The 13,710-nt window shown below is 54.7% G+C and carries 9 protein-coding genes; 6 read left to right on the forward strand and 3 right to left on the reverse strand.

The features are described from left to right. Positions 1-109: 109 nt before the first annotated feature. The 3 genes from D9980_RS10980 to D9980_RS11000 all read right to left on the reverse strand — a co-directional run bounded on the left by D9980_RS10980 (position 110) and on the right by D9980_RS11000 (position 4,992). A complete protein-coding gene (locus D9980_RS10980) occupies positions 110-1,582 on the reverse strand; it encodes an IS1182 family transposase (protein ID WP_370454311.1) in 1,473 nt (490 codons plus the stop codon). A gap of 130 nt (positions 1,583-1,712) precedes the next feature. Next, positions 1,713-3,086 (reverse strand): APC family permease, encoded by a 1,374-nt coding sequence (locus D9980_RS10990; RefSeq protein WP_065683227.1) that lies wholly within the window; start codon positions 3,084-3,086, stop codon positions 1,713-1,715. A gap of 487 nt (positions 3,087-3,573) precedes the next feature. Then, positions 3,574-4,992 carry a glutamine synthetase family protein gene (locus tag D9980_RS11000; protein ID WP_121607310.1) on the reverse strand — a complete coding sequence of 473 codons (1,419 nt, stop codon included), beginning with the start codon at positions 4,990-4,992 and terminating at the stop codon, positions 3,574-3,576. Positions 4,993-5,389: 397 nt separating this feature from the next. Between D9980_RS11000 and puuR the strand changes: the two genes are divergently transcribed. From puuR to D9980_RS11030, 6 genes are all read left to right on the forward strand, one after another. Continuing rightward, a complete protein-coding gene (gene puuR, locus D9980_RS11005) occupies positions 5,390-5,947 on the forward strand; it encodes an HTH-type transcriptional regulator PuuR (RefSeq protein ID WP_121607311.1) in 558 nt (185 codons plus the stop codon). 20 nt (positions 5,948-5,967) lie between these two features. Next, positions 5,968-7,248, forward strand: coding sequence for an FAD-binding oxidoreductase (locus D9980_RS11010; RefSeq protein WP_121607312.1), 1,281 nt, complete (start codon positions 5,968-5,970; stop codon positions 7,246-7,248). A 161-nt stretch (positions 7,249-7,409) separates the two neighbouring features. Further along, positions 7,410-8,921, forward strand: coding sequence for a sugar ABC transporter ATP-binding protein (locus D9980_RS11015; protein WP_121609004.1), 1,512 nt, complete (start codon positions 7,410-7,412; stop codon positions 8,919-8,921). Then, positions 8,918-9,913: an ABC transporter permease gene (locus tag D9980_RS11020; protein ID WP_024484978.1), complete on the forward strand. Its 996-nt coding sequence runs from the start codon at positions 8,918-8,920 to the stop codon at positions 9,911-9,913. Before D9980_RS11015 ends, D9980_RS11020 begins: the two co-directional genes overlap by 4 nt. A 249-nt stretch (positions 9,914-10,162) precedes the next feature. Next, complete coding sequence (locus D9980_RS11025; RefSeq protein ID WP_121607313.1) at positions 10,163-12,148, forward strand: ligand-gated channel protein; 1,986 nt, start codon at positions 10,163-10,165, stop codon at positions 12,146-12,148. A 135-nt stretch (positions 12,149-12,283) separates the two neighbouring features. After that, a complete protein-coding gene (locus D9980_RS11030; RefSeq protein ID WP_121606694.1) occupies positions 12,284-13,663 on the forward strand; it encodes an IS4 family transposase in 1,380 nt (459 codons plus the stop codon). Positions 13,664-13,710: the final 47 nt, after the last annotated feature.

Here is a 13,710-nt window from a genome sequence, read left to right on the forward strand (position 1 = left end):
CTTCTCACTGAACGGCATTACATTTCTTCAAGCAAACAAAAAGGGTTCCAACATGTGGAACCCTTCAGACTGATGACGAACCCCATTATTTTGATGGGGTTCGTTGTTTTTAGCGACCGTAGGTCGCGATCGCGATATTTTCCCACCACACTGCTTTTTGCTTTTTCTGAGGGCCTCTATGGGGCTCCTGTCCTTCCATAAACCCTTTCAGCCACTTATAAACAGCATAAAGAAGCGCCAGCAGCGCCATCTTCTTCATATTTTGCGCTGTCGCCGCAAGCAGACACTGCATCTGCACTTTCGACAGACCGCGGAACCGCGCATATCGATGCCCATGGTGCTGTTTCGCATCCGCGAAGCTTCTTTCAACCGTTTCTTTGCGCCGCGCATACACCTTCTTGCCCCATTTCGTCAGTCGCAACCTGTTCGCTTCCTCTTTCGCCCCTTCCCATACGTGCCGCGTTATCGTTTTCTGTGCTTTGCTGTTCTGCGTGCATTGCCCTCTCTGCTCGCACCGCTGGCACACTGCCGGCTCTGAACGATAATGCCGATAGCCGTTGCGGTCCGTTGTGCCGTATATCAGGAGTTCCTCCGCCGGACACACATACACATCACGCGCCTCGTCATACCTGAAGTGCTTTTTCTGGAAGTCATTCAGCCCTTTGTGTGGCCTGCGATAACCCGGTACCAACGCGATACTCATCTCCTGCGTCAGATGGCACACCGCCGAGGTAAAATAACCCGCATCCACACCCACGGCGACCGTATCAAGGTTGAACCGCTCCACCTGCCGTGCCAGCCTGCCAATGAACGGCTGGCTATCGTGCACATTGCCCGGCGTGACATGGGTATCCATGATGATGCAGTGCTTGCCGTCCACCGTGCGGTGGTCCAGATAGAAGAAGCCCTTTGGCTTGTTGTCCCGGTGCATAAAGCCGCTTTCTGGGTCGGTGATGCTGACTTTGGTGTTTTTAACGGCGTCGTTTTTGGTTGTTTTTCTTGCGGCGGGCAGCGGCTTTTTTTCGCGTTTCTTCCTGTCGGCCTCCACGGCATCATTCAACTGTGTGAAGTATTCACTGACGCCTTCAGGGCGCAGTTCATTCACGGCCTTGCGCGGGTTGGCATCGGCTTTCAGGTGGGTGCTGTCGGTGTAGAGCACACGTCCGTTTGCCATCCCCTGACCCAGAGCCTGTAACACGATATGGTCAAAAATCTGCTGGAAGACATCGCTGTTGTTGAAGCGACGAATGCGGTTCTGGCTCAGGGTTGAGGCGTCGGGGACCTTCTCGGTCAGCCCCATACGCAGGAACCAGCGGTAAGCGACATTGACCTGGATTTCCTTGACCAGACGGCGCTCTGAGGGGACACCGAAGAGGTAGCCCAACAGCATCATTTTAATCAGGCGAACGGGGTCGATTGCGGGTCTGCCATTATCGGGGCAATAAAGGTGAGCAACGGCATCGCGGATAAATTCAAAATCAATGGCGGCATCGATTTTACGGACCAGATGGTCTTCGGGAACCAGTTCATCAAGGGTAATGGTTTCAAACTGGTACTGATGGGGAGAAGGTTCTTTGAGCATGGCAGTCAGTCCGTTTTTTGCACTGACCTTATTAGATCAAAGTCCTGGCCGCACGGCCAGGACTTTGTCATCAATCTGAAGGGTTCCAACATGTGGAACCCTTTTTGCTATCGCGAGGCAGGCGAGTGGATTAAGCCACGTCTTCGCTTGCTTGTGGCACCGGCAGGCTGAAGCTGCGGGTGACAAACGTCAGATACAGCAGACCAATCGCCGCCCAGACCAGGCCCAGCGTCATCGAACTGACTTCCAGGTTGACCCACAATGCACCGACGGTTAACGCCCCCAACACCGGCAGGATCAGGTAGTTGAAGGTGTCTTTCAGCGTACGATTACGTTTCTCGCGAATGTAGAACTGCGAGATCACCGACAGGTTAACGAAGGTAAACGCGATCAGAGCGCCAAAGTTGATCAGTGCCGTAGCCGTGACCAGATCGAACGAAACGGCAGACAGCGCAATCGCGCCAACCAGCAGTACGTTCAGCGCCGGAGTACGCCATTTTGGATGCACATAACCGAAGAAACGCTCCGGGAATACGCCATCACGGCCCATGACGTACATCAGACGGGAAACACCCGCGTGAGATGCCATACCGGAAGCCAGTACGGTTACGCACGAGAACACCAGGATCACCGACTGGAAGAACTTGCCAGCCACATACAGCATGATTTCCGGCTGTGATGCGTCAGGATCTTTGAAGCGCGAGATATCCGGGAAGTACAACTGCACGAAGTACGACACCACGATAAAGATCACGCCGCCGATCAAGGCCGTCAGGAAGATGGCTTTCGGGATCACGTTTTCTGCATCTTTGGTTTCTTCGGATAACGAGCTGATGCCGTCAAAGCCGAGGAACGAGAAGCACAGAATGGTCGCACCGGTGATCATCGGCACTACGTGCGCATTGTCAGACCAGAACGGACGGCTGCTCACCAGCGTACCTGCACCTTCACCGTGGGAGATACCGTTAATCACCAGGCCCAGGAACACGATCATGATCGCCACCTGTACCACCACGATAATGGAGTTCAGGTTGGCTACCAGCTTGATGCCACGCAGGTTGAACGCCGTCATCAAGGCAACCAGGGCCGCAACGAAGATCCACGAAGGTACACCCGGGAAAATGGCTTCCAGGTAAATTTTTGCCAACAGGATGTTGATCATCGGCATGAACAGGTAGTCCAGCAGTGATGACCAACCCACCATAAAGCCGACGTGCGGGCTGATGGCTTTCTGGGCATAGGTATAGGCAGAACCGGCTGAAGGGAATTTCTTCACCAGTTTGCCGTAGCTCAGGGCGGTAAACAGGATCGCCAGCAGAGCAAAGGCGTACGCGGTCGCGACGTGACCGTCGGTCAGGCCGGAGACGATGCCGAAGGTGTCAAAGATGGTCATGGGCTGCAAATAGGCCAGACCCATCATGACGACCGGGACTAAAGTCAGTGTTTTACGCAGTTGGGCGCGCTGGCCGGCAGCTGGTGCGGCGGTGATGATGTTATCGGACATCGCGTAGCCCCCCCTTACCTTCAGTCTTGCGGATAATAGACACGCCAAGACTCAAGGTTGCGGGGAAACTTCGCAACGTGCGACTAAATTCTAAAAGGGGGATGAGGGAAGCTGGATAACTAGGCACAAAAGCCTGTGTTGCTCCATAATCGCTGCGACCGCAACGGAAACCGGCGGGCACCGGTGCCAAGGTGAAAAATTGCCCCATCTTTCTTATCCTCATGAGTCACGACCATAAAGTTTTGGTTGATCGCGACGAACCTATTTATCTATCCGGCTCGATGTCCGGCCTCGCTTGATGTATGAAACGCACGTTGGTAAAACATAATGCAAAAAAAAATAACCGACGCGTTAAAACGTCGGCTATCTGCATTTCGCGTATTTTGCCATAAGATCACAGAAAGACAAGATCCTGAAACCTTCTAATACAAATTCTTTTGCTTAATATCAGGAAAAAGGCCCTTCATTGCCATCAGGGTACCTGATATCAGGCATTTTTCAGCATCCAGTCGATCTCGGTTTCCGTCACTAATCTTTCAAACTGCATCAGTTCACCCATTTTGCAGGCGTGATAAACCTGTGAAAAGCGTTCGCCGAGGTAGTGCGTCAGTTCGTTCTGATGCTCGAATTCGTAAAGGGCATCGCTTTGGCGGATCGGGAACGGTAGCCCCTCCTGTTCCAAACCGTTGCCGGTCACTGGCTCAGGCAACGGTAATTCGGTGTCTAGCCCGTACAGCATCCCCGCCAGGATCGTCGCCACCACCAGATAAGGGTTGGCATCGGCACCGGCAACGCGGTACTCCACGCGATGGTTCTGCGCATCGCCACAGGGAATGCGCAACGCCACGGTACGGTTGTTATGCCCCCAGGAGGCCTGGATCGGCACATACATCCCCGGCTGGAAACGGCGGAACGCATTGACGTTAGGCGCCAGCACCGCCATCGATGCGGGCATCAAGGCGATCATCCCGGCTAATGTCCGCTTAAGCAGTGCCGAATCTTCGCCATCCGCTTCGGCAAACAGGTTTTTCCCCGCGCTGTCTACCACGCTGAGATGGACGTGCATGCCACTCCCCGCGTATTCCTCATAAGGCTTCGCCATAAAGGTGGCATGCATATGGTGATGTTCGGCCACCTGACGCACCAAGCGCTTCAGCGCCAGCGCATGATCGCAGGCTTGCAGCACGTTGTCGGTGTGATTCAGGTTCACCTCGAACTGGCCGGGGGAGGCTTCAGCCACCGCGCCATCCGCCGGTAGCCCTTGCATTTGTGCCAGCGTGTCGATGTCGTTGAGCACCCCAGCAAAATGGTTGAGGTTATCCAGTGAATAGACTTGGCTCTGTACGTTGCGCTCCTGGGTGCCTGGTGCGCACGGCGGCTGCAGATAACCTGCTGAGTCTCGCTGTCGATCGATGAGATAAAACTCCAACTCTACCGCTACCACCGGGAATAGTCCGCGCTGGCGCAACGCCTGCCATATTCGGTTCAGTACATTGCGGGGTTCAACGTCAAAGGGAGTACCATCTTCATCCAGCATGGTCAGTAGCACCTGACCGATATGTTGCGGATCCGCCGCCGACGGCGTCAGCGTACCGGGCACGGGCATGCAGATCCGATCCGGCTCGCCCAGTTCCTGGCCCAATCCGGCCTCTTCGACCACGTTGCCCAAAATGTCCATAGCGAACACCGAGGCAGGGAAATAGCAGCCTTTTTCAACTTTTTTCAACCCGGAGACGGGAATGCGTTTACCGCGGAAGGAACCATTGAGATCGGTGAGAAGGATATCGATATACTGCGTGGCAGGATGGCGTTCCAAATAGTGAGCAACCTCACTTTGGAACGCGCTACTTCGCCTTTCTTCATTATGCTGTGCAAAATCTTCTACTACTGCGCTATTGGTTTGCATACATCACCTGCCGTTGTGCTCTAGGGAATGCCTTCGCATCCGCTTGCCGATTGACTTAACACATGGTTTGATTTCTCTATAGAGTGCGCCACAGGCTGGCGCTCAAAATAACACCCATAACATGAAACATAGCTTTAACATAAATGGTTTGCAAATGTTACAATGGCGTTTGATTATTCGCCAGGGACTGCTAAATTGATAAAATATTGACCGAAAAGGCGTTGTTTGCGCTTTGTTGGTACAGAATTTCTTCCGCCAGACCAGGGGGAAACATGGGCAATATATTTTACAACGGCCGCCCAACTACCGATATCATGTGGTTTCGATATCACTCAGACAGGTACCCGGCTCCGGGTGTGATCCCAACCTGTCGCTCCTACCAGAAGGAACTACCGCTATGAGCGAAGTCAGCTTGGCACCAGGCAAGCGCCTGTCGCAGATCCGTCAGCACTTGGGTTTGTCACAGCGTAGGGTCGCCGAACTGTCCGGATTAACCCACAGCGCCATCAGCACCATTGAGCAGGACAAAGTCAGCCCTGCCATCAGTACGCTGCAGAAACTGCTGAAGGTCTATGGGTTATCGCTGTCTGAATTTTTTGCTGAACCTGCACGGCCAGATGAACCCAAAGTGGTGATCGAGCCGGACGATCTGATTGAGATCGGCAGCCAAGGCGTTTCGATGAAGCTAGTGCATAACGGCAGCCCTACCCGCAGCCTGGCCATGATGCTGGAGACCTATCAACCGGGCACCACCACCGGTGAAAAGATCAAGCATCAGGGCGAAGAGATCGGCACGCTGCTCGAAGGGGAGATCATGCTGACGGTCAACGGCCAGACCTATCTGCTGACCGCTGGCCAGAGCTATGCCATCAACACCGGTATGCCCCACAGCTTCAGCAATACCTCAACGCGCGTTTGCAAGATCGTCAGCGCGCACACCCCAACCACCTTCTGACAAGATCCGCCGGAGGAGTGATGATGGAACATGTTGCCAGCTATTATGCCGCCAGCGCCAACCCCCACGCTCCTTATCCCCAGTTGAACGAGGCTATCCGCTGCGATGTCTGCATCGTCGGTGGCGGTTTTAGCGGCCTCTCCAGCGCCCTGCACCTGACCGAGGCTGGTTACGACGTGGTGGTGCTGGAAGCCGCCCGCATCGGTTGGGGAGCCAGTGGGCGCAACGGTGGGCAGGTGGTGAACTCCTACAGCCGCGATATCGATGTGATTGAGGCTCGCTACGGCCAGCAGACCGCGGCAATGCTCGGCAGCATGATGTTTGAAGGGGCGGAGATCATTCGCCAGCGTATCGATCGCTACGCCATCGCCTGTGACTATCGCCCCGGCGCGGTGGCCGCCGCTCTCACTTCACGTCAATTCAACGAATTAACACAAAAGATGAACCACTGGCAGCGTTATGGCCACCAGCAACTGGAATTGCTGGACGGGGAAGCCATGCGCCGCACCGTGGCCAGCGAACGCTATGTTGGCGGGCTGCTGGATCGCCAAGGTGGCCATTTGCATCCGTTAAATCTGGCGCTGGGTGAGGCCGAAGCGGTACGCCGCCACGGCGGGCGGCTGTTTGAACAATCGGCGGTCACCCACATCGATTATGGCCAACCTAACAAGCTACACACAGCGCTGGGTTCCGTCAGCGCCAGTTTGGTGATCCTGGCAGGCAATGCCTATCTGGGAGAGAAGCTAGAACCGCGCCTCAGCCGCTTGAGCATGCCCTGCGGCTCGCAAATCATCACCACCGAACCTTTATCTGCGGATATGGCCCTTTCCCTGCTGCCGGATAATTACTGCGTTGAAGACTGCAACTACCTGCTGAATTACTTCCGCCTGACGGCAGACAACCGTTTGTTATACGGCGGAGGCGTGGTTTATGGCGCACAGGATCCGGCGGATATCGACGCCAGGATCCTGCCCTTGATGCTCAAAACCTTCCCGCAGTTGAAGAAGGTGCGCATCGATTACCGCTGGACCGGCAATTTCCTGCTGACCCTGTCACGCATGCCGCAGTTTGGTCGCCTGGAAAATAACGTTTACTACCTGCAAGGCGACAGCGGCCACGGCGTGACCTTGACGCATCTGGCAGGCAAACTGATTGCCGAAGTGCTGCGCGGCGACGCGGAACGCTTTGATGCTTTCGCCCAACTCCCCCATTTGCCGTTCTTCGGTGGCCGCCATTTACAGGTGCCATTTACCGCCCTAGGGGCCGCCTACTACGCCCTGCGCGATCGCTTAGGGTTCTGACCCCGCTTTTTATCTACGTTATGCCATTTTGCATGTTGCAAAAATGGCAATTCGTGTTACAAAAGAGTTTCTTTAGCCGTCTATACATCCAAATGAATTTCACGTTGCCGCCACCACGCCGCGATTTGAAACACGAGGGGCGCAACGTCTTCAGCCATATTATGCCGACCAACAACGCTTCACGCTTGGAGATGCGCAATATCTCCATCGCCTTTGCCGGGTTCAACGCACTGCAAAACGTCGACTTTACGCTGCAAGGCGGTTCGACTCATGCGCTGGTGGGGGCCAACGGCGCGGGCAAATCCACGCTGATGGGCATTCTCTCCGGCGCGCATAACCATTATCAGGGTGAAATTTTTATCGACGGCCAAAAGGTCGATATTCATTCGCCACTGCAGGCCCGCCAGCACGGGATCCAGGTGGTGCAGCAGGAGGTGGATGTGGCGCTGATCCCCACGCTGTCGGTCGCGGAAAACATCATGCTGGATTGGCTCAATCAGCCGGGCCATCTGCTGAACTGGCGGCAGTTACATCGCCAGGCCGCCGCGCTGTTGCAGCAGCTTGGGCTGAATATCAACCCACGCCAACGCCTGGAAGCTTGTACGTTGGCGGAGAAACAGCAGGTGCTGCTGGCTCGGGCGCTATCCCACCGCTGCCGTTTTCTGGTGCTTGATGAGCCGACGGCCCCGCTAGACAGCAATGAGAGCGAACGCCTGTTCCACATCGTGCGCCGCCTGCGCGCCGAAGGCATAGGCATCGTGTTTATTTCCCACCGTATCCACGAATTGAAAACCGTCTGCGATCATTTGACGGTACTGCGCGACGGTCGTCATGCCGGTGAAGGCAGCATGCAGGGCCTGAGCGGTGAGCAGATCGTCGAAAAAATGCTGGGCCATTCGCTGGACGATATCTTTCCGGCCCCCCGCCCACCACACGGCTCGCGCCCGTTGCTGCGAGTAGAAGGGCTGCACGATCGCCATAAACTGCGTGACGTCTCTTTAACCCTGCATCAAGGGGAGATCCTAGGCATTGCCGGGCTGGCGGGCGCAGGTAAGACCGAGCTTTGCAAAGCGTTATTCGGTGCAACCCCCAGCAAATTGACGCAGGGAGAGCTGCACGGCAAACCCTGGGCACCGCATTCACCGCATCTCTCGGTAGAACATGGCCTGGCGCTGGTGCCGGAAGAGCGCCGCAAGGAAGGCATTTTTATCCACGAAGCCATCCCGATGAACCTGAGCGTCAGTGCCGATGACAGCTTCTCCCGCTGGAGCCTGTTCAGCCGCCGTCAGGAACTGCGCTGGGCTTTAGAGATTATGCAACGGCTTGGCGTACGGGCCTCCGGCCCACAGCAAAAGCTGGCACGCCTGTCTGGTGGCAATCAGCAAAAAGTGGCGATCGGCAAATGGTTACGTGGCAACGCCGAGGTGCTGATCTTTGACGAACCCACCAAAGGCGTAGATATCAAGGCCAAACAGGATCTGTTCCGGCTGATCGACGGTTTGGCACGTGACGGCAAAGGCATTATCTATGCTTCCGGCGAGTTTTCCGAGCTGGTAGGCCTGTGCGATCGCATCTGCGTGCTGTGGGATGGCCGCGTCGTGGCGGAGCTCAACGCCGCCGATATTGATGAAGAAACCCTATTACTGTATTCCACCGGAGGAACTCCTGCGTGAGTAAAGAATTATCCCTGAAAAGCGTTCTGCCCTGGCGCCACCAGCTGTTTGAGTTTTTGTATAAATGGGGGATGTTGCTCACCGTTGTCGCCTTGATCGCGCTGTTTGGCCTGGCTTCCGACAATTTCCTTGATGCCAATAACATCATCAACATTCTGCGTTCGATCGCTATCGTGACGGTGATTGCCATTGGCGTGTCGATCTCGCTCTCGGTGGGCGGCTTCGATCTCTCCGTCGGCTCAACGGCGTCGTTGGCTAATGCGTTGGTGATCTCGCTGTTTGCCTGGTACGGCTTTGGCACCACCGGTGCCATCGTGCTGACGCTGCTGCTGTGTACGCTGGTCGGCCTGTTCAATGCCTTTTTGATCGTGGTGCTGAAGATCCCCGATATGCTCGCCACGCTTGCCAGCCTGTTCGTTATCCAGGGCGTGGCCATGACCTACAGCTACGGCGGCTCTATCACCCAGAATATGGTGCTGCCGAACGGGGATATGGCCGAAGGCGTGATCCCAGAGGTGTTTTCCACGCTGGGCCAGGTACCGGTGATCGTGCTGATTATGCTGGCAGTGACGGTGATCATGCAGCTTTTCCTGTCGCTGACCAAGCATGGCCGCCGGATGTATGCCATCGGCGGTAACCCGGAGGCCGCCCGGCTTTCTGGTATCCGTACGGTACGTTACAGGGTTACCGCATACGTGCTTTCCTCCCTGCTGGCGGGCCTTGGCGGTATTTTGCTGGCGTCACGTATCGGTTCCTCACAGGTTAATGCCGGTGGCGGTTATCTGATGGATGCCGTAGCAGCGGCCTATATCGGCTTCTCCTTGGCGGGCTCCGGCAAGCCTAATGCGCTGGGTACCCTGGTTGGCGCGATTATCTTGGGCGTCTTGCAAAACGGCCTGGTGATGCTCTCCGTGCCCTACTACGCCATGGATATCATCAAAGGGCTGGTGCTGGCATTGGCACTGGCGATCACTTACATCCAGAAACGCTGACCCACCCGGCGCACCACTGCGCTGCGCCGGGCTATACCCCTCCTTTTCCTCTGGTTTCAATACATTACTGATCAAATATACAAATGATACGAGTTATCATTTGCATTTACATTTCTGTCAATTTCCTTACAATGGCCTGACGTTTTCCTCACGCAACGGGAATTCTCGCGGCAGCGTGAAAACATATTCTTTTAAATCAAACAACTAACAGGAAAACCTGTTGACCTCGGGACGGGAATATTTAACCCAATGGAAAAGCCAAGCTATAACACTTTAACCGCGTTAATCCTCGCATCACTCGCCAGCGGCAGCGCTCTGGCACAAACTGAAGATACCATGGTGGTCACCGCCTCCGGTTTCCAGCAAAGAATTCAAGACTCGCCGGCTACCATATCGGTGATCCCTCGCCAACAGTTGGAAACCCGCGCCTACCGCGACGTCACCGATGCGTTGAAAGACGTGCCAGGCGTGGTGGTAACCGGCGGTGCCAGCAGCAGCGATATCAGCATTCGTGGTATGTCCTCTAAATACACGCTGATCCTGATCGACGGTAAACGTGTCGATACGCGTGGCACCCGCCCTAACAGCGATAACGCCGGTATCGAGCAAGGTTGGTTGCCGCCATTGCAGGCTATTGAACGCATTGAAGTGGTACGCGGGCCAATGTCTTCACTCTATGGCTCCGACGCCATGGGCGGGGTGATCAACATCATCACGCGCAAAACCTCGACCACTAAAGACTGGGTTGGCTCCCTGCAAGGCGATGCCACCATTCAAGAAGACCGAGATTCCGGTGATATTTACCAGACCAACGCCTACGCCTCTGGCCCGCTGATCGATGGGCTGCTTGGCCTGCGGGTGAATGGTCTGTTCTCCCATCGTGGGGAAGATCACTTCACCAATGGCTTTAACGAACAGCGTATGCGCAGCGGCACGGCGGTATTCAGCCTGACGCCGGATGAAAAGAACGACTTTGATTTCGAAATCGGTCGTTCCCTGCAAGATCGTAACAGTACGCCGGGTAAGTCCGTCGCATTAGAAAACTGCCGCAAAGGCGTCTGTAAGCCGAATTCCTCCAGCGACAATCTGTATACCCGTAATAACTACTCGATCACCCATAACGGTTATTACGACTTTGGTAACAGCACCAGCTACGTTCAGCGGGAAGAGACCAATAACCCCGGACGCAACATGAAGATGTACAACACCATCTTCAACACCCAGACCCAATTTGATCTTGGTTCACACATGCTGAACCTCGGTGGGCAATACCGCTACGAGAAATTGCATGACGGTGGCAACCAACTTGAGGCCGCCGACGGTCTGGACCAGTTGACCCGCTGGAGCTGGGCGCTGTTCGCCGAAGACGAATGGGCACTGACCAACGATTTCAGCCTGACCACCGGTATCCGTATGGATCAGGATCAGAACTACGGTAGCCACTGGACACCGCGCATGTATGGCGTATGGCACCTGACAGAGATGTGGACCGTGAAAGGTGGGGTTTCTGCGGGCTACCGTTCACCAGACCTGCGTCAATCCTCTGCCAACTGGGGCCAGATCACCGGCGGTGGCGTGAGCAACGGCATCATCGTGGGTAACCCGGATCTGAAGCCAGAGAAAAGCATCAGTGAAGAGGTCGGCATCCTGTGGGATAACCAAGAGGGACTGAACGCTGGCATCACCCTGTACAACACCGATTTCAAAGACAAAATCACCGAAGTTCGCCGCTGTAATAGTTCAGAGGATCCGGCCTGCACCATCGGTGACACCACTTATGATTTCGTCAGTGACCGCGTCAACGTGGATAAAGCCAATATGCGCGGTATCGAAGTGACCGCCGGTTGGCAGATCACCGAAGACTGGAAGCTGAGCACCAACTACACCTTTACCGAGTCTGAACAGAAGAGCGGTGAGTTCCAGGGCAAGGCGCTGAACCAGATGCCGAAGCACATGATCAATGGCGTGCTGGATTGGCAAGCCACTGAGGATCTCGGCCTGTGGTCGCGCGTTAACTTCCGCAGCGAAACCTCGGAATACCTGAGCCGTACCTCAATGGCGGTCAGCACACCATCCTATACCTTTGTTGATGCCGGGGTGAGTTACCAGGCGCTTAAAAACCTGCAGCTTAGCGGCGGGGTTTACAACATTCTGGATAAAACCGTGGATTACGAACACTTCAACACCACGCTGGATGGCCGTCGTTATACCGTGGGTATGACTTACAACTTCTGATTCTGACCCCCTCACCCTCTCCCACAGGGAGCTGTCTCTTATACACATTTCCCCGGCGCAAACGCCGGGGAGTTTTTGAACTTTCTCCCCGTCTGTTGATCTCTCTTTATATTCTCCTCTTCTTCGGTTTTTAGTATGGTGCTTTCTGATTGCTATTCATGGGCTAACGAGACTTTTGGTCTCGCTCAACTTGGCGACTATCGGCGAACTCAGCGTCTCGTCAAATTCACTGCCTCGTTGGCTAAAAAAACAGGACTTTCTATTGTGAAATCATCCCAAACCGCCGCTGAAGTTGAAGGGGCTTATCGTCTGATCCGCAACCCCAATGTCTCACCCGACGCCATTGCCGAGGCGGGCTTCAATGCGACGGCAAACGCTGCTCATACACACACGCTGCTCCTTGCACTGGAAGATACGACCTCTATTAACTTCGCCCATACCACCGCGTATGACGAGTTGGGGAACACCACAACCAGCAAGAATACTCATGGTCTACTCGCTCACTCCGTCCTGCTTTATGCTCCCGATGCCGCACAGTTCCTGGGACTTATCGACCAACATCGTTGGAGTCGTGAGGCTAATGAATACGGTAAAAAACACCAACGTAAACACGTGCCTTATGAAGAAAAAGAGAGTTACAAATGGCAACAGGCATCTGAACGAACGGCACAGCGGCTCGGTGACACACAAGCAAAAGTTATCTCCGTCTGTGATCGAGAAGCGGACATCTGGCATTACCTTGATTATAAAACGAAAAATAGACAGCGCTTCGTCGTTAGGGCGGCTCAGAACCGGTTGCTGAGTGGACAGGATAAAAAACTGTTGGAGTTGCCAGAAACACTAACAGAAGCAGGCAGTTATCTACTAAATGTGGTTCAGAAAGGCGGGCGTGCTGCGCGTGAGGCACAAATGAGTATCCGCTATAGCTCGGTCGAACTCAAAATGCCGGGGAGTACGTCAGAAGAGAACAGTGTCCCGCTGACATATATCTGCTGTCGTGAAGAAGCTGAAGAGGGAGCATGCTGGCATCTTCTGACATCAGAAAAAGTTACTTCAGCAGAAGAGGCTCGGGTCATTATCAGCTACTACGAGCGTCGCTGGTTGATAGAGGAATACCATAAAGCCTGGAAAAGCGGTGGAACGCAGGTGGAACAGTTGCGGATGCAAACGCGAGATAATCTGGAGCGAATGATCGTGATCCTGAGCTTTATAGCGGTACGTGTGTTGGCCTTACGCCAGGGCGGGTTGAGTGAAGAAACGCTCAATGAAAGCTGTGAACGGGTACTGAGTCCACTAGAATGGAAGCTGCTGTGGGTGAAACAGGAAGGTAAAACCTTGCCAAAGACGCCACCGAGCCTGAAGTGGGCGTACCTGAATCTGGCAAAGCTGGGGCGTTGGTATGACAGTAAACGAACGGGACGAGCGGGATGGGTGGTGATGTGGGAGGCATGGTTCAAGCTTCAGGACATCGTCGAAGGGTATAAACTGGCGAAGTCTCTTGATCAGGAGATCTGATCAAGAGACAGCCCACAGGGAGAGGGGACTGTCCGTGCTACAACTCA

This window comes from Serratia sp. 3ACOL1 (genome assembly GCF_003668775.1).
Lineage (GTDB): Bacteria > Pseudomonadota > Gammaproteobacteria > Enterobacterales > Enterobacteriaceae > Chania > Chania fonticola.